Genomic DNA, 16,532 nt, shown 5'->3' on the forward strand with positions numbered 1-16,532 from the left:
CCTCGGTCCTGCACGAGTCCCCCGCCGTAAGACAAGATCGAATCTACTGTGTCCCGTGGCGCCAAGGTGACCAGTTCGGTACTCCGCAGAATGTCGACATGGCAACTTGGCGTGAAGCATTCGATCACGAAGCGTTGCACTCGTGGGCCGTGCAGGGAAGTGCGCCTCGTGGCAGTGGCCAATCCGCGTAGGGTGTGCGCGCCCTCCGTACCCCTTTCGGTGCAGGTGGAACGGGGGTTGGGGGGTCGTTCGAGCAAGGGATGCGCCACAACCAGAAGTTGGCTGAAAAGAAGCGCAAGCGTGCACGCAAACCGGTCAGTCGACCGGCTTGTTCCCCGTACTGTGCCGGCCGCCCCGGCGAACTCCCGTGCCGCTTGCGCCGCGTGGATCGGCCCCCGCCCCCGCTCCCGCACCACTTCCGCGCCCCGCGTCCCCCGGGCCGGTCCTCCCGTGCCGTCCGCGCTGCTGCGGTGCCCGCTGCCGCGCGCGCGAACGGGACACGTCCCGCTGCTCCTCGGCCAGCAGTGCCGCGCCCCGCTCGGACCGGCGCAGCAGGACCAGGCAGGCCCCGGTCACGGCCGCGAGACCGAGGGCCGTGCCGGCCGCGCCGGCGAGCGAGGTGCCGTACCAGAGGAGAACCACCGGGACCAGGACGCAGCTGAAGGCCGCCCAGCGGACCACATCGCTCACCGTGTCCGTCGCCGGCGGCGCCGGGGGGTGCGATCCGGGGCGCGATCCGGCCGGGGGTGTCGCGGGGGCGGTGGAACGGTGGGTGGTGTCGGGTCCGGGCACGTGCTGCTCTCTGGTGCTCACGCGCTGCTCCCTGGTGTTCCGGTGTTCTCCATGTTCTCCATGGCGGTGGCCGCGACCGGTTCAACGCGTGTTCGACCGGCCGGTCACTGCCCGGCCGGTGGTGGGTCTGTCCGGAAGAGGCGCGCGCGGCCCCGTACGGCGATGGAAGTCCGGCCGCCGGGTGAACCCCGCGCAAACCGCCTGTACGGGGCAGCAACCATTGCGTTACGGGCGCCCTCTCGTGCATGCTCCCTGGAACGCCGCACAAGGCGCGCAGGATCTGGGCAGAGGAGGAGTGCCGCCGTACCCTTGGGGGTATGGGGTTGGGAAGATGTTTCCCAGACACAGCTCTGCCGATCGTTGTCGTCCCCACCACGAGGATCCAAACGCCGAGACATCCATGGCCGGTCACGAATTCTTCGATCCCGCGGACCGCAAGCGCCCGCTCGCCGATCCCACGGCGGCCGAGCCCCTGGCGGCGGAAGAACCCCGTCAGCCCTGCGATCCCGCCTTCAAGCACGGCGTCGTCGTCGGTTTCGACGGTTCGACGTCCAGCGAGCGTGCCCTCGCCTATGCGATCGGGATGGCCCACCGCTCCGGCTCGGGCCTGATCATCGTCCATGTGGCCAACCGGCTGCCCACCACGGTGTGGGCGGGCTGTGAGCCACCGGTCTTCGTCGACGTTCCCGACCACCGCACCGAAGTGCTGGGGCTGGAGCTGGCCTGCGCCGAATACCTCTCCGAGGTGCCCTGGATCCTGGTCGAGCGCGGCGGTGACATCTGCCACGAACTCGAAGAGGTGGGCCAGGAGTACGAGGCGGACGCGATCGTCGTCGGTTCCACGCACGGCATCGTCGGGCGCATCTTCGGCTCGGTCGCGGGCCGGCTGGCCAAGCGCGCCAAGCGCCCTGTCGTCGTCATCCCGTAGCGCGTCGTCGTCCCCGGTGGGACGAGCCCCCGGGGCCGGACGGCCTTCTGTGTGCGCTGAGTGAACCTACCCGCGCGTAGAGGTGTTTGTGCCTTTGTGAAGGGCATATACCGGACGCCGGTCCTTCAGCGGCGACCGGTACGACGCAGCACAACTGCACAGGCATGAAGGGAGCCCGCCGTGGACAATGACGTCTCTGCGGGAAGCACCACCACGATGGTCGGCCGACTCGCGCTCGGCGTCACCCTGCTGGCCTTCGGCCTCGGGTACACCGACCTGATCGACGGCGTGACGGCGGCTGACGCCGTATCACTGGCCCACTACGTAGGCGGCGTTGCGCTGTTCGTCGCCGGACTGCTCGCGTTCCGCGACCGTGACACGGCCACCGGTACGGCCTTCACGGGTCTCGGCGCCCTCTGGTTCACCTGGGCCGTCTCGGCCGGTGGTCAGGTCTCCGACAACGCGGCGGGACTCTTCCTGCTGCTCTTCGCGCTCGTCGTCCTGTCGCTCACCCTCGCGGGTGGCGACGTGCTCGGCCAGGGCACCTACGGGCTGTTCTTCATCTCTCTGCTGCTTCTCGCCATCGGCCGGTTCGCGGACAGCGCCGACCTCGCCAAGGCGGGCGGCTGGTTCGCCGTCGCGGCGGGCGCGGTCGCCTGGTACGCGGCGACAGCGGCTCTCGCCCACTGGCCCACGGCACTTCCACGACGCGCCGCCGGCCGGGGAGTGACGGCCACCGGCTGACATCCGGCGCGGGCCGGAGTATTGGGCGGCTCCGGCCCTTCAAGAACGATCCCCGTGAGCGGGTGGCGCGCACGGGGATCGTTCATGTCCGTTCCACGGCAAGGGACTTGCCGGACGGGGTGCTACTCGACGGTGACCGACTTGGCCAGGTTGCGCGGCTTGTCGATGTCCCGGCCGAGCGCCAGCGCCGTGTGGTAGGCGAGGAGCTGGAGCGGGATGCCCATCAGGATCGGGTCCAGCTCGTCCTCGTTCTTCGGGACGACGATCGTCTGGTCGGCCTTCTCCTGGTGCTGGTGCGCGACCGCGAGGATCTGGCCGCTGCGGGCCTTGATCTCCTCCAGGGCGGCGCGGTTCTTCTCCAGCAGGTCGTCGTCGGGGACGATCGCGACGGTGGGCAGCGCGGGCTCGATGAGCGCCAGCGGGCCGTGCTTGAGCTCGGAGGCCGGGTAGGCCTCGGCGTGGATGTACGAGACCTCCTTCAGCTTCAGGGAGGCCTCACGGGCCACCGGGTAGCCCCGGACGCGGCCGATGAAGAGCATCGAGCGGGCCTCGGCGTACTGCGCGGCCAGCTTCTTGATCTCGTCCTCCTGCTCCAGGATCTCGGCGATCTGGGCGGGGAGCTTGCGCAGGCCCTCGATGATCCGCTTGCCGTCGCGGACCGAGAGGTCGCGGGTGCGGCCCAGGTGCAGGGCGAGCAGCGCGAAGGCGACGGTGGTGTTGGTGAAGCACTTCGTCGAGACGACGCAGACCTCGGGGCCCGCGTGGACGTACATGCCGCCGTCCGCCTCGCGGGCGATCGCCGAGCCGACGACGTTGACCACGCCGAGCACCCGGGCGCCCTTGCGCTTCAGCTCCTGGACGGCGGCCAGCACGTCGTAGGTCTCACCGGACTGGGAGACGGCGATGTACAGGGTGTCGGGGTCGACGACCGCGTTGCGGTAGCGGAACTCGGAGGCCGGCTCGGCGTCCGCGGGGATACGGGCCAGCTCCTCGATCATCTGGGCGCCGATCATGCCCGCGTGGTACGAGGTGCCGCAGCCGAGGATCTTGACGCGGCGCACGGCGCGCGCCTCGCGGGCGTCCAGGTTCAGGCCACCGAGGTGGACCGTCGAGAACCGGTCGTCGATGCGGCCGCGCAGCACGCGGTCCACGGCCTCGACCTGCTCGTGGATCTCCTTGTGCATGTACGTGTCGTGGCCGCCCATGTCGTACGACGCCGCCTCCCACTCCACGGTGGTCGGCTCGGACGTCGTACGGGTGCCCTCGGTGGTGTACGTCCGGAAGTCGTCGGCCTTGAGCGTGGCCATCTCGCCGTCGTCCAGCGTGACTATCTGGCGGGTGTGGGTGACCAGCGCGGCGATGTCCGAGGCGACGAACATCTCCTTCTCGCCGATGCCGAGCACGACGGGGGAGCCGTTTCGCGCCACCACGATGCGGTCGGGGAAGTCGGCGTGCATGACCGCGATGCCGTAGGTGCCCTCTATGACGCGCAGCGCCTCGCGGACCTTGTCCTCCAGCTTCACCTGCTGGGAGCGGGCGACGAGGTGGGTGAGGACCTCGGTGTCGGTCTCGGAGAGGAACTCGACGCCGTCGGCCTCGAGCTTCTTGCGCAGGTCGGAGGCGTTGTCGATGATGCCGTTGTGGACGACCGCGACCTTGTTGTCGCCGGACATGTGGGGGTGCGCGTTCACGTCGGAGGGGGCGCCGTGCGTGGCCCAGCGGGTGTGCGCGATGCCGGTGGTGCCGGCGAAGCGCTTGGGGACCTTGGCCTCCAGGTCCCTGACCCGGCCCTTGGCCTTGACCATCTTCAGGCCGGCCGACTTCGGGGACGTCACCACGATGCCCGCCGAGTCGTAGCCGCGGTACTCCAGGCGCTGAAGGCCCTCGAGCAGCAGCGGCGTCACATCACGCCTGCCGATGTATCCGACGATTCCGCACATATACGTAAAGTTCCTCAGCCGTAGACGATGCGGCGCAGCTGCCTGAGCGAGAGCTCCGGCGGTGCGACCGCGCGATATTTCAGGTCCGCCTCGATCCGTTCGAAGATCGACGCGTTCACCAGGCCCTGGGCCTGGAGCTCGCGGTGGCGGCGACGGACGTACTCCTCGGTCGTCTCGTCGAAGTAGGCGAGCACGTCCTGGACCACTCGCAGCGCCTCGCCCCGGTTCAGGGGTGTAGACCGCATCAAATGATCAACAAGTTCGTCGTGCACCCGTTGATCCTGGGGTACCGGAAGGTGATTCGCAAGAATCCTGCCCGATATCGGGCACGTGCATGTTGAATCTCTTATGGGCCGCTGTTTGCGAGCTGTCCACCCTGTGTCCTGCGGCGCGTCGATTGCCCGGAGCAACTTCTGGAGCCATGGACACACCACGCATGGGCGTACCCGAGCGGCTCGCCGAGAACATGAGCATGGCCGAGCAGCACGAGTACCTTCGCGCCAAGTTCTCGCGGCGCAACATGATCAGAGGCGGCGCCGTGACCATCGGTGCCGTCGCCGGCGGCGCCTTCGTGCCCGGCGTCGCACAGGCCGCGGCCCCGGCGCGGCGGACGGCCGCCCCGGCCTCGGCGGAGAAGGTGGACGGCGCCCTCGTCGCCCCCTTCGGCCGCCACCTCGCCTTTGGCAACGACCCGCGCACCGAGATGACCGTCTCCTGGCAGGTGCCGACCGCCGTCAGCAAGCCCTACATCCGTATCGGCGCCCACCCCTGGGACCTCTCCCGCAAGATCGACGCCGAGGTCCGCAGCCTCCACACCCCGGCCGGTGTCGGCGCGAGCGGCGACCACACCCAGTACTACCTGCACGCCAAGCTCACCCACCTGCGCCCCGGCAGGACCTACTACTACGGAGTGGGCCACGCGGGCTTCGACCCGGCCGCACCCCACCTCCTGGGCACGCTCGGCACCTTCACCACCGCCCCCTCGCACGCCGAGCCGTTCACCTTCACCGCCTTCGGCGACGAGGGCGTCGGCTACCACGGCCTCGCCAACGACGCCCTGCTGCTCGCCCAGAACCCCGCCTTCCACCTGCACGCCGGCGACATCGCGTACGCGGACCCGGCGGGCCAGGGCAAGGCCACCGACACCGGCTTCGACTCGCGTATCTGGGACCAGTTCCTCGCCCAGACCGAGACGGTCGCCAAGCAGGTCCCGTGGATGCCGGCGTACGGCAACCACGACATGGAGGCCTGGTACTCGCCCAACGGCTACGGCGGCGAGGAAGCCCGCTGGACGCTGCCGGACAACGGCCCCGACAAGGCCAACCTGCCCGGCGTCTACTCCTTCGTCCACGGCAACACGGCGATCATCTCGCTGGACGCCAACGACATCTCCTTCGAGATTCCGGCCAACCTCGGCATCTCCGGCGGAACCCAGACGACATGGCTGGAGGGGCGGCTCAAGAAGTACCGCGCCTCGAAGGACGTCGACTTCATCGTCGTCTTCTTCCACCACTGCGCGTACTGCACCTCCACGGCGCACGCCTCGGAGGGGGGCGTGCGACAGGAGTGGGTGCCGCTGTTCGAGAAGTACACCGTCGACCTGGTGATCAACGGCCACAACCACCAGTACGAGCGCACCGACGTCATCAAGGCGAACACGGTCACCAAGAAGCTGCCGATCGGCGGCACGGCGTACCCGGAGACCGACGGTGTCGTGTACGTGACGGCGGGCGCGGCCGGCCGCAGCCTGTACGCGTTCAGCGCCCCGCAGTCGTACGAGGGGCACGAGAACGAGGTCGAATCTGTCGCCTCCTTCATCAACCTCAAGGACGGCAGGCAGAACGAGACGGTCACCTGGTCGCGCGTGCGCTACCTCGACTACTCGTTCCTGCGCGTCGACGTCACACCGGCCCCGAAGGGCCGCCTGGCCACGCTGAAGGTGCGCGGCATCGCCGAGACCGGTGAAGAGGTCGACCACTTCACGGTCGCGCGCCGGGCCAAGTAGTCCCGGATCCCGGTACGCCCGGAAGGCGGGGCGTACCGCCTCCCTGGCCGGCGGTCGGCTCCCCCGAGCGGCGGTTCTCGTCCGCGCCCGTTCCTACAGGCGCTTGAGGACCGCCTGCTTGGCCAGGGTGAACTCCTCGTCCGTCAGGACGCCCTCCCTGTGCAGCTCGCCGAGTTCGCGCAGCCTGCGCAGCAGAGCGTCGTGGTCGGCCTCGGACGCGGGCCCCGGGACGACCGCCAGGGCCGGCTCCTCGGCCGGCGGCCGGTCCTCCACCGCCGCCGGATGCGGCAGCCGCGCCTGTACGGCCGCGGCGACCAGCGCCATCAGCGGGTCCTTCTTGAAGCCCCACAGCTCCACGGAGTTGGGGTCGTACTTCGGCGGCGCCTTGGTCCCGGCGCCCCGCACGGTGAAGCGCAGGCAGCCGTTCTCCAGGCCGGCCGCCGGGTGCCACTCGACGGCCGTGATGTCGCTCAGCGCGAGCGTGCGGGCGCCCGCCGCGGACTTCGCGTCCTCCGTCTTCCAGTTCCACTCCAGGCGGACGCGCTCGCCGTCGAAGCTCGCCGTGCCGTCACCGGCGGAGGCGGACAGCGGCACCGCCGGACCGGGGAGCAGATAGCCGTCGACCGGGTCGGACGGAACCTGATCGAGAAGCAGCGCGCTCCGGACCTCGTCCACGAAGTACTCGGCGACGCCGAAGCGGTCGGCCTCCACCGTGAGCTGGTACGGGTCGTTCGGCTCCGTGAGCTTGCCGCCCGTCGCCTGGAGCAGCGGGTCGGCTCCGTCGCGCAGCCGGAGCCTGAGCCGCCCGGCCTTCCTGCCCTGCTCCAGCGAGACACTCGCCAACGCGTCGAGCGGCACGGTCAGTTCACCCAGTGCCTTGCGCAGCAGGCCGACGTTCTTGTCCCGCCCGGGGGTCAGTCGCAGAGCGTCGCCGTCGAAGATCCACGTGCCGTCCCGCTGGATGATTTCCGCCATGAGGGGGATTGTTTCACCGCGTCTGCGGGAGAGTGGTCTCGACCAATTCGAAGGGCGCGGCGAAGGGTGCGGCCAAGGGCAGGCCGCGGGCCTTCACCGGGCACCGAAGGGAGCGCATGTGAGACAGCACCACAGAACGCCCCGCCTTCTCGGAACGCTGCTGCTCGTGGCGGCAGCCGGTATCTCCCTCGTCGGCGCGGCACCGCCCGCCGCGACCGTCGCACCGCTGGGCCGCGTCGTACCGGCCCCCGCCTCGGTCGACCCGGGCGGATCCCCGTACCGCATCACCGCTGACACGCGCATCCGCGTCGACGGCTCGCGCGAGGCCCGCACGGTCGGCGCCTACCTCGCGGGCATCCTGCGGCCCTCCACCGGCTACCGGCTGCCGGTCACCTCGCAGGGCGGGGGAGCGATCCGGCTCCGGCTCGGCGGCAAGGGGCTGGGCGTCGAGGGCTACCGCCTCGACAGCGGCCGGTCGGGCGTCACCATCACGGCCGGACGGCCCGCGGGCCTCTTCCACGGCGTCCAGACCCTGCGTCAGCTGCTGCCCGCCGCCGTGGAGAGGAAGTCCGTGCAGCCGGGGCCCTGGCTGATCGCCGGCGGCACCATCAAGGACACCCCGCGCTACGGCTACCGAGGCGCCATGCTCGACGTCTCCCGGCACTTCTTCACCGTCCCCCAGGTCAAGCACTACATCGACGAACTGGCGCTCTACAAGGTCAACAAGCTGCATCTGCACCTGAGCGACGACCAGGGCTGGCGCATCGCCGTCGACTCCTGGCCGCGGCTGACGGCCCACGGCGGCTCCACCCAGGTCGGCGGCGGACAGGGCGGCTTCTACACCAAGGCCGACTACCGCGAGATCGTCCGGTACGCCGCCTCGCGCTACCTGGAGGTCGTCCCGGAGATCGACATGCCGGGACACACCAACGCCGCGCTCGCCTCGTACGCCGGGCTGAACTGCGACGGAGTCGCGCCGCCGCTCTACACCGGCACCGACGTCGGCTTCTCCTCGCTGTGCGTGAACAAGCCGCTGACGTACGACTTCGTGGACGACGTGATCCGTGAGCTGGCCGCGATCACCCCGGGCACGTACCTCCACATCGGCGGCGACGAGGCCCACTCCACCAGCCACGCCGACTACGTGACCTTCATGGACAAGGTGCAGCCCAAGGCCGCCAAGTACGGCAAGAAGGTGATCGGCTGGCACCAGCTGACCGGGGCCACCCCGGCGAAGGGCGCCATCGCGCAGTACTGGGGGCTCGACGACACAGGCGCCGAGGAGAAGGCGCAGGTCGCCCGGGCCGCGCAGAACGGGACCGGGCTCGTGCTGTCGCCCGCCGACCGGCTCTACCTCGACATGAAGTACACCGCCGACACCCCGCTCGGCCAGGACTGGGCCGGACTCGTGGAGGTGCGCCGGGCCTACGACTGGGATCCGGGCGCCTACCTTCCCGGAGTGCCCGCCTCGGCCGTCAAGGGCGTCGAGGCGCCGCTGTGGACGGAGACGATCGTGACCTCCGCCGACATCGACGTCATGGCCTTCCCGAGGCTGCCCGGGGCCGCCGAACTCGGCTGGTCGCCCGCGTCAACGCACGACTGGGACACCTACAAGGTGCGGCTCGCCGCCCAGGGCCCGCGCTGGGACGCGCTGGGCATCGGCTACCACCGCTCGCCCCAGGTCCCCTGGCCGGTCCGCTAGCGGGAAGCGGCAAGGCCGACGGGCGCCCCGGAGGACCGTCTCCAGGGCGCCCGCCCGTCTTCGGGGCTCCTCGCGGAGCCCCGTGCTCAGAACCCGGCGATCGGGTTCTTCAGCGTGCCGATCAGCTGGAGCGCTCCCGACGGGTCCGCCAGGTCCACCATCTGCCGGTTGTCGCGCAGCTGGAGCCGGTTGAGGCAGGACAGCGCGAACTCGGGCGCGAACAGGTCGTACTGGCGGAACTTGTCGTCGAGTTCGGGAGTCGCCTCCTGGTACGCGCGCACCGCCTCGGCGACCGTCCGCCAGAAGTCCTCCTCGCCGAGAATCCCCTCGTCCGCCAACTGGGCCGCCAGGAAGCGGAAGAAGCAGTCGAAGACGTCCGTGAAGATGGACAGCAGCTTCGTGTCCTCGGGGACCTCGACCCGGATCCGCTCGACCGCGGGCGGCAGCACCGCCTGCGGGTCCATGACCACGATCTCCTCGGCGATGTCCTTGTAGACCGCCCGCTGCACCGCACCGTCCTTGAGGACGAGGATGACGTTCTCGCCGTGCGGCATGTAGACGAGGTCGTACGCGTAGAAGCTGTGCAGGAGCGGGGTGAGGTAGGCGCGCAGATAGTCGCGCAGCCACTCCACCGGCGTCTGGCCCGACCGCTCGATCAGCGCCCCCGCGAACGAGGCGCCCTCGTGGTCGACATGGACGAGGGACGCCATCGTCGCCAGGGTCTCGCCCTCCTGGAGCGAGGGGACCGGGCTCTCGCGCCACAGCGCGGCGAGCATCTTGCGGTACGGGGAGTAGCGGTCGGTGGCCGCCTCGTACTCCAGGTGCCGGTAGCCGACGGCCGCCCGCTCACGGATGATCGACAGACCGGTGGACTTCAGCACCGGGTCGTTCTCGACGAGCTGGGCCAGCCAGTCGTTGATGGCCGGGGTCGCCTCCATGTACGCGGCGGAAAGACCACGCATGAAGCCCATGTTGAGGACGCTCAGCGCCGTCTTCACATAGTGCTTCTCGGGGCTGCCGGCGTTGAAGAACGTCCGGATGGACTGCTGGGCCAGGTACTCGTCGTCGCCCTCGCCGAGACAGACCAGACGACGCTCGGCCACCTCCGCGGCGAAGGTCACGGACAGCTTGTTCCACCACTGCCAGGGATGGACGGGTATGAGCAGGTACTCCTCGGGGTCGAGCCCGTGCCCGGTCAGCGTCCGGGCGAACCGCTCGACCGTCTCCGTGCCCAGCTCCTGGCGCACGAAGGACTCGTACTCGATACCGACCCCGGCCGTGAAGGCGGCCCGCGAGCGGTGCGCCGCCAGCCACACGAGCCGGATCGGGTTCGCGGTCTCGGGAGCGTAGGCGAGGTACTCGTCCACCCCGAAGCCGAGCCGCCCGTTGTTGGCGACGAAGCAGGGGTGGCCCTCGGTCATGCCGGTCTCGATGGCCTGGAAACCGGAGCCGGCCAGCTCACGGACCGGGATCAGCGGCTTGGTGAGCTTGAAGCAGGTGCCCGAGAGGGTGGAGGAGATCTCCTCCAGGTAGACGGGCAGGACCTCGTCGCTCAGACCGAGCGAACCCTTCAGCTCGATGAAGAAGTCCAGTGCGGACAGCGGGAGTTCGTTCCCGTCACGGTGCCGGGTGATCGACTCGGCGGCCACCTGCCAGTGGTCGAGGGAACGCCGCACCGCCGTGTAGCGGTAGCGGGTCTGCCCGTCGTCGCCGCGGACCTCGTAGCGGCCGTCCGGCAGGCTCTCCGGGGTGATGAGCCGCTCGTGGGCGAACTCGGCGAGCGCCTTGCGGACGAGGAGGCGGTTGGCGAGGGCCCAGCGCTCGGGGGAGAGGTGGGCGACGCTGTCGGCGAGGGTCATGCCGCCACCGCCTTCGTGAACTGCTCGCGGGTGCAGAAGCTCAGCAGCGCCTTCTTCTCAGGCTTCCGGATCTCCCGCTCGGGCACGAAGCCGACGGCTTCGTTGAGGGCGTGCACGGCCGTGTTGCCCACATCGGGCTCGACGACGACCCGCTCGGTCGCCGGGTCGGCGAAGAGGTGCTCCATCACCGCGGTGATCACGGCCCGGGTGAAGCCGTGCACGGGGGTGTCGCTCGGCGCGACCAGGAAGTGCATGCCGACGTCGCCCGGCTCCGGCTCGTACAGGCCGACGAGTTCGACGTACCGGGGGTCGTAGCGCTCCATCAGGAAGACGGGCTCGCCGTCCAGCAGTCCGAGGAACGCGTCGTGGTGGTCACTGGCGGCGATGGCCATGTACTCGCGCTCCACGTCGTGCAGTTTCGCCTCCTGCATCATCCAGAAGGCGGCCTTGGGGTGCGTCACCCACCCGTGCAGCGTCGGGGCGTCCTCGACGGGGTCGAGGGGGCGGACGGTAAAGGTGCCGATGGCGGTGGCGGTGGTCATACGGAGAACTCCTGGAACGCGATGGCCTTCTCGACCGGGTAGTACTCGGTGCCGAGCAGCTCGCGGATGATGTACGCGTTGCGGTACGGGCCCATGCCGAGGTCCGGCGAGGTGATCGAGTGGGTGTGGACGCCCGCGTTCTGCAGGAAGATCCCGTGCCCGGTGGTGTCGATGGCGTAGTTGCGGGCCACGTCGAAGTTGCCCTGGTCGTCGTAGCACAGCCGGTCGCGGACCGGCGCGAGGAACGCGGGCTCGGCGTACCGGTAGCCGGTGGCCAGGATCAGGCCCGCCGAGCTCAGTTCGTAGTCCTTGCCCTGTTCCTGCTGGCGGAGGCCGAGGGTGTACGTGTCCCCCTCGTGGCGCACCGATTCCAGCGAGGAGTTGGTGAGGAGCCGGGCGGGGACCGGACCGCCGAGGTTCTTCTGGTAGAGCAGGTCGAAGATCTCGTCGATCAGATCGCCGTCGATGCCCTTGAACAGACCCTTCTGCTCCGACTGGAGGCGGTAGCGGGTCGGTTCGGGCAGCGCGTGGAAGTAGTCGATGTACTCCGGGGAGGTCATCTCCAGAGTCAGCTTGGTGTACTCGAGGGGGAAGAAGCGCGGCGAGCGGGTCACCCAGTTCAGCCGGTAGCCGTGGACGTCGATCTCGCTGAGCAGGTCGTAGAAGATCTCCGCGGCGGACTGGCCGCTGCCGACCAGGGTGATCGACTCCTTGGCCTGCAGCTCCTTCTTGTGCTGCATGTAGCGGGAGTTGTGGATGAAGTCGCCGCCGAGGTCCGCGCAGGCGTCCGGGATGTGGGGCGAGGTGCCGGTGCCCAGGACCAGGTGCCGGGCGCGGAACACCTCGCCGGCCTCCGTCCGCACGACGTACACGTCGTTCTCGTACGTCACCTGCGCGACCGTCGTGCCGAAGCGGACGCTGCTCAGCTTCGACGCGGCCCAGCGGCAGTAGTCGTCGTACTCGACCCGCAGCGGGTAGAAGTTCTCACGGATGTAGAACGAGTAGAGACGGCCGGATTCCTTCAGGTAGTTGAGGAAGGAGTACGGGGACGTCGGGTCGGCGAGGGTGACCAGGTCCGACATGAACGGGGTCTGGAGGTGAGCGCCCTCCAGGAACATCCCGGAGTGCCACGCGAAGTGCGGCTTCGTCTCCAGGAAGACGCCGTCCAGTTCGGCGATCGGCTCGGTCAGGCAGGCGAGGCCGAGATTGAAGGGCCCGAGCCCGATCCCCACGAAGTCGTAGGTCTTGTTCGTGGATTCAGCAAGCGCGGTCAAGGGACTCTCCCAGGTACTGCTCGGCGTGGCCGGCGATCAGATCGAGGACGGCGGTGATGTCGTCCGTGGTGGTCTCGGGATTGAGCAACGTGAACTTCAGGTAGTGGCGTCCGTTGACCTTGGTGCCCGCGACGACGGCGTCACCGGAGGCGAACAGGGCCTTGCGGGCGTACAGGTTGGCGCGGTCGATCTCGGCCGGATCGGTGACGGCGGCCGGGATGTGACGGAAGACGAGGGTGGAGAGCGAGGGCTGCACGACGACGTCGAAGCGCGGGTCGGTGGCGAGCAGAGTCCAGCCCTCCGCGGCCAGGTCGCAGACCTCGTCGAAGAGTTCACCGATGCCGTCGGCGCCCATCACGCGCAGCGTCATCCACAGCTTCAGCGCGTCGAAGCGCCGGGTGGTCTGCAGGGACTTGTCGACCTGGTTGGGGATGCGCTCCTCGACCATGCGGCGCGGGTTGAGGTACTCCGCGTGGTAGGTGGCGTGGCGCAGCGTCGAGGAGTCCCGGACCAGCAGGGCCGAGGAACTCACGGGCTGGAAGAAGGACTTGTGGTAGTCGACCGTGACGGAGTCGGCCCGCTCGATGCCGTCGATCCGGTTCCGGTTCTTCAGCGAGGTGAGCAGTCCGCAGCCGTAGGCCGCGTCCACGTGCATCCAGGTGCCGAACTGGGAGCACAGTTCCGCTATTTCGGGCAGCGGGTCGATGGAGCCGAAGTCGGTGGTGCCCGCGGTGGCCACGACGGCCATGGGGACGAGGCCGTCCTGCTTGCAGCGCTCCAGTTCACGGGCGAGGGCGACGGTCTGCAGGCGCTTGTCGTGGTCGACGGGGATCGAGACGACGGCGTCGGCGCTCAGGCCGAGGAGTTTGGCCGACTTCTTGACGCTGAAGTGGCTGACCTCGGAGGCGAAGATGCGCAGGTCGGCGAGGTTGTCGGTTTTCGCCTCCTCGCGTGCCAGCAGCAGCGCCTGGAGGTTGGACTGGCTGCCGCCGCTGGTGAACACGCCGTCGGCGGAGGCGCCGAAGCCGATGCGTTCGTTCGTCCAGTCGATGAGCTTGCGCTCGATCAGGGTGCCGCCGGCCGACTGGTCCCAGGTGTCCAGGGAGGAGTTGACGGCGGAGAGGACGGCCTCGCCGAGCACGGCCGGGATGACGACCGGGCAGTTGAGGTGGGCGAGGTAGCGCGGGTGGTGGAAGTAGATCGCGTCCCGGAGGTAGACCTCTTCCAGCTCGTCGAGGACGGCCGTGGTGTCGTGGAGGGGCCGGTCGAGGTCGATGCCTTCGATGCGGGGGGCGAGGTCGTCGACCGTGACACCCGTGAACGGGCGTTCGGTGGTGGCGAGTTTGGCAGCCACCCGCTCGACGCCTTCGGTCACGGAGCGGCGGTACCGGTCCGCGGTGGTGTCGTTGAGCAGGTGCGAGCGCATGTGGGGGTCCTCCGTGCGGGGGAGAGTCCGAGCGGGACAGAAGAAAGGGGCGGAGTCGCGACGTTCGACTTAGGTTAGCCTAACCTAAGTCGATCATTAACTCCGCCCCGGCCCCGGCTTTCGTGACGTACGCCTCGTTCCGATGTGCCGGAGGGCGTGCGCCGGTCCCGCGAACTACTCGCCCTGCTCCCGCAGTTGCTCTTCGCTCAGCCCCTGCCGCCAGTAGCCCACGAAGGTGACCCGCCTGCGGTCGATGCCGCGCTCGCGCACGAGATGGCGGCGCAGTTCCTTCACGCAGCCGGACTCGCCCGCGATCCAGGCGTACGGGGCCTCGGCGGCCGGGGGGTGAGCGGCCCGCAGGGCGTCGAGGGCCAGGGGGGCGCCCCCGGCGCTGTGTTCGTCCCGTACGAGCCAGGTGATCTCGGCGTCGGCCGAGGTCGCCAGATCCTGGATGTCGCCGGCGTGATGGACCTCCAGCCAGGCCCGGACGCGCAGGCCCGCCGGGAGAGATTCGAGGATCGCGGAGACCGCGGGGACGGCCGTCTCGTCGCCCCACAGGACGACGAGGTCGGTGTCCGCGGGCGGCCGGAAGCGGATGGCCCGGTTGTCCTCGACGGCCGGGCCGAGCAGCACGACACGGTCACCGGCCCGCGCGCCGGACGCCCAGCGCGAGGCGGGCCCCGCGGGGGCGGCCGCGCCCGGTTCCATGCCGTGCAGCGCGAAGTCGATGTCGACCTCGTCGGGGTCGCGGCGCAGTGCGCGCAGGGTGTACGAGCGCATCACCGCCCGTACGTCGTCCGGCAGTTCGCGCCAGCCCTGCCACCAGCTGTCGCCCAGCTCGAAGGGCACGGCGGGTTCGCTCTGGCCGGGGTGCGGCAGGAACAGGGACAGGGACTGGTCGCGCCCGTCGGAGTGGAACGCGCGCAGATCGGGCCCCGCGAAGGTCACCCGGACCAGAGACGGACCGAGCCGCCTCGTTCGTACGACCCGGAGGGAGAAGAAACGGAACGGGGCGGCCACGGCCGTCGTCATAAGTGCTCCTGAGTCATCGTCAGGCGGTCACGGAGGGGGTGTCAGGCGACCTTCTTCGCGTTCTCGATGGCCTCGGCGAGGTTGTCGAGGATCGGGGTGCACTTGTCGTACGACAGGATCGGCTCGGGCGTCCGGGCGATGACCTGGCCGGCCTTGACGGCGGGCAGCTTCTTCCAGGTGGCCTTGGTGATGTCGGCCGGCTGGATGGTCGCCGAGCGGTCGTCCATGATGATGACGTCGGCCGCGTACTTGTCGACGTTCTCCCAGCTCAGGTTCTCGAACCAGCCACCGCTGGCCTTCAGGGCCTGGGCGGAGGGCTCGACGATGTTCACGCCGAGCGCCTTGAAGTACTCCAGGTCGATGGAGAAGTTGGAGCCGGAGACGTAGAAGATGTCCTGGCTCGCGCTGCCGGCGAGGACCTTGATCTCCGGGCGGGCCTTGGCGGCCTTGCGCAGCCGCTCGGCGGCCGTCTCGAACTTCTTCTTCGCCTCGACGATCTTCGCGGACTTCACGTCGGCGCCGAGGGACTCGGCCAGGTCGAGCATCCGCTGCAGGGGCTTGGGCATCTGGATGTCGAAGACGGAGACGCCGACGCTCGGGGCCAGCTTGAGGATCTTGTCCTCGGACTCCTTGGGGACGTACCAGAGGGTGCCCGCGCTGTCGAACATCGTCGAGACCAGGACGTCGGGCGCGAGGCCCGCGTACTTCTCGATGTTGAACTGGCCCCAGTCGTTGCCGAGGATGGTCAGCTTGCTGATGTCCATGTCGCCGGCCTGGACATCGGCCTTGCCGTCCTTGGTCTTGGTCGGGCCGAAGACGCCCTTGACCTCGATGCCGTAGTCGAACAGCGCCGCAGCGACACCGGTGAAGGCGACGATGGTCGCCGGAGACTTGTCCAGCTTCACCGTCGTGCCGCGGTCGTCCTTGAACGTCCACGGACCGGCCTTCTCGGCGGCCTTCGTCGAGTCCGAGCCACCGTTTTTCGAGGCGTCGTCGTCGCCGCAGGCGGCGAGGACGGCGCCGAGGCCGAGGGCGCCGCCCGCGGCGAGGATGCCGCGACGGGTGAGGTGGGTGGCACGGGCGTTGGGCATGAGTGTGGCTGCTTTCGGCACGGGGCGGGGAGCGCCCGCCGGACAAGTTCGAAGGTAGGTTAGCCTAACCTCATTACTTGTCCAGCGGGTGGGGGTGCACCGTGATCGGCATCGCGGACGGCCTCTGGTCTGCGGCGATGCGGCACAGCCGCGGGGGGGGGGGGCGGGGGCGCGGCCCCGCGCCCCCCCACGACAACCCCGCCGGGGCAGGAGGGGCGGGAG

The 16,532-nt window shown here is 69.5% G+C and carries 14 protein-coding genes; 4 read left to right on the forward strand and 10 right to left on the reverse strand.

Features of this window, described 5'->3' with window-relative positions; genetic code table 11:
- Positions 1 to 315: 315 nt before the first annotated feature.
- Positions 316 to 690: a hypothetical protein gene (locus ACWD68_RS30950; protein WP_451809774.1), complete on the reverse strand. Its 375-nt coding sequence runs from the start codon at positions 688 to 690 to the stop codon at positions 316 to 318.
- Positions 691 to 1,192: 502 nt separating this feature from the next.
- Here ACWD68_RS30950 and ACWD68_RS30955 point away from each other — a divergent pair.
- Both ACWD68_RS30955 and ACWD68_RS30960 read left to right on the forward strand, forming a co-directional pair.
- Entirely contained in the window at positions 1,193 to 1,720 is a 528-nt protein-coding gene (locus tag ACWD68_RS30955) for a universal stress protein (protein ID WP_451809762.1), read from the forward strand.
- A gap of 180 nt (positions 1,721 to 1,900) precedes the next feature.
- A complete protein-coding gene (locus ACWD68_RS30960) occupies positions 1,901 to 2,464 on the forward strand; it encodes a GPR1/FUN34/YaaH family transporter (protein ID WP_451809763.1) in 564 nt (187 codons plus the stop codon).
- 122 nt (positions 2,465 to 2,586) lie between these two features.
- Here ACWD68_RS30960 and glmS read toward each other — a convergent pair whose 3' ends face one another.
- Both glmS and ACWD68_RS30970 read right to left on the reverse strand, forming a co-directional pair.
- Positions 2,587 to 4,404 carry a glutamine--fructose-6-phosphate transaminase (isomerizing) gene (gene glmS, locus ACWD68_RS30965; protein ID WP_451809764.1) on the reverse strand — a complete coding sequence of 606 codons (1,818 nt, stop codon included), beginning with the start codon at positions 4,402 to 4,404 and terminating at the stop codon, positions 2,587 to 2,589.
- Between the two features lie 14 nt (positions 4,405 to 4,418).
- The gene (locus tag ACWD68_RS30970; protein WP_351542069.1) at positions 4,419 to 4,676 is read right to left on the reverse strand and encodes a hypothetical protein; all 258 of its coding nucleotides are present in this window, start codon (positions 4,674 to 4,676) and stop codon (positions 4,419 to 4,421) included.
- A 164-nt stretch (positions 4,677 to 4,840) separates the two neighbouring features.
- On the opposite strand from ACWD68_RS30970, the gene ACWD68_RS30975 reads away from it, so the two are divergent.
- Positions 4,841 to 6,409, forward strand: a complete 1,569-nt coding sequence (locus tag ACWD68_RS30975; RefSeq protein ID WP_451809775.1) for a purple acid phosphatase family protein — start codon at positions 4,841 to 4,843, stop codon at positions 6,407 to 6,409.
- A 93-nt stretch (positions 6,410 to 6,502) separates the two neighbouring features.
- On the opposite strand, the gene ACWD68_RS30980 is transcribed toward ACWD68_RS30975, so the two are convergent.
- Positions 6,503 to 7,384: a DUF4429 domain-containing protein gene (locus ACWD68_RS30980; protein WP_451809765.1), complete on the reverse strand. Its 882-nt coding sequence runs from the start codon at positions 7,382 to 7,384 to the stop codon at positions 6,503 to 6,505.
- A 118-nt stretch (positions 7,385 to 7,502) separates the two neighbouring features.
- Between ACWD68_RS30980 and ACWD68_RS30985 the strand changes: the two genes are divergently transcribed.
- Positions 7,503 to 9,086 (forward strand): beta-N-acetylhexosaminidase, encoded by a 1,584-nt coding sequence (locus ACWD68_RS30985; protein ID WP_451809766.1) that lies wholly within the window; start codon positions 7,503 to 7,505, stop codon positions 9,084 to 9,086.
- An 86-nt stretch (positions 9,087 to 9,172) separates the two neighbouring features.
- Here ACWD68_RS30985 and ACWD68_RS30990 read toward each other — a convergent pair whose 3' ends face one another.
- The 6 genes from ACWD68_RS30990 to ACWD68_RS31015 form a co-directional block, all read right to left on the reverse strand.
- Positions 9,173 to 10,945: an IucA/IucC family protein gene (locus ACWD68_RS30990; RefSeq protein WP_451809767.1), complete on the reverse strand. Its 1,773-nt coding sequence runs from the start codon at positions 10,943 to 10,945 to the stop codon at positions 9,173 to 9,175.
- Positions 10,942 to 11,487 (reverse strand): GNAT family N-acetyltransferase, encoded by a 546-nt coding sequence (locus ACWD68_RS30995; protein WP_451809768.1) that lies wholly within the window; start codon positions 11,485 to 11,487, stop codon positions 10,942 to 10,944. The genes ACWD68_RS30990 and ACWD68_RS30995 overlap by 4 nt, the downstream gene beginning before the upstream one ends.
- Complete coding sequence (locus tag ACWD68_RS31000; protein ID WP_451809769.1) at positions 11,484 to 12,761, reverse strand: lysine N(6)-hydroxylase/L-ornithine N(5)-oxygenase family protein; 1,278 nt, start codon at positions 12,759 to 12,761, stop codon at positions 11,484 to 11,486. The genes ACWD68_RS30995 and ACWD68_RS31000 overlap by 4 nt, the downstream gene beginning before the upstream one ends.
- Positions 12,745 to 14,187, reverse strand: coding sequence for a lysine decarboxylase DesA (desA, locus tag ACWD68_RS31005; protein ID WP_451809770.1), 1,443 nt, complete (start codon positions 14,185 to 14,187; stop codon positions 12,745 to 12,747). Before desA ends, ACWD68_RS31000 begins: the two co-directional genes overlap by 17 nt.
- Positions 14,188 to 14,361: 174 nt before the next feature.
- The gene (locus ACWD68_RS31010) at positions 14,362 to 15,219 is read right to left on the reverse strand and encodes a siderophore-interacting protein (protein WP_451809771.1); all 858 of its coding nucleotides are present in this window, start codon (positions 15,217 to 15,219) and stop codon (positions 14,362 to 14,364) included.
- Between the two features lie 41 nt (positions 15,220 to 15,260).
- Positions 15,261 to 16,310, reverse strand: coding sequence for an ABC transporter substrate-binding protein (locus tag ACWD68_RS31015; RefSeq protein ID WP_451809772.1), 1,050 nt, complete (start codon positions 16,308 to 16,310; stop codon positions 15,261 to 15,263).
- Between the last annotated feature and the right edge of the window lie 222 nt (positions 16,311 to 16,532).

The organism is Streptomyces sp. NPDC005141 (assembly GCF_053599975.1).

Bases quoted from the DNA above. Each gene is read 5' to 3' on its own strand.
- ACWD68_RS30955 (WP_451809762.1), top strand. From the start codon at position 1,193: ATGGCCGGTCACGAATTCTTCGATCCCGCGGACCGCAAGCGCCCGCTC.
- glmS (WP_451809764.1), bottom strand. From the start codon at position 4,404: ATGTGCGGAATCGTCGGATACATCGGCAGGCGTGATGTGACGCCGCTG.
- ACWD68_RS30975 (WP_451809775.1), top strand. From the start codon at position 4,841: ATGGGCGTACCCGAGCGGCTCGCCGAGAACATGAGCATGGCCGAGCAG.
- ACWD68_RS30980 (WP_451809765.1), bottom strand. From the start codon at position 7,384: ATGGCGGAAATCATCCAGCGGGACGGCACGTGGATCTTCGACGGCGAC.
- ACWD68_RS30990 (WP_451809767.1), bottom strand. From the start codon at position 10,945: ATGACCCTCGCCGACAGCGTCGCCCACCTCTCCCCCGAGCGCTGGGCC.
- ACWD68_RS30995 (WP_451809768.1), bottom strand. From the start codon at position 11,487: ATGACCACCGCCACCGCCATCGGCACCTTTACCGTCCGCCCCCTCGAC.
- desA (WP_451809770.1), bottom strand. From the start codon at position 14,187: ATGCGCTCGCACCTGCTCAACGACACCACCGCGGACCGGTACCGCCGC.
- ACWD68_RS31010 (WP_451809771.1), bottom strand. From the start codon at position 15,219: ATGACGACGGCCGTGGCCGCCCCGTTCCGTTTCTTCTCCCTCCGGGTC.
- ACWD68_RS31015 (WP_451809772.1), bottom strand. From the start codon at position 16,310: ATGCCCAACGCCCGTGCCACCCACCTCACCCGTCGCGGCATCCTCGCC.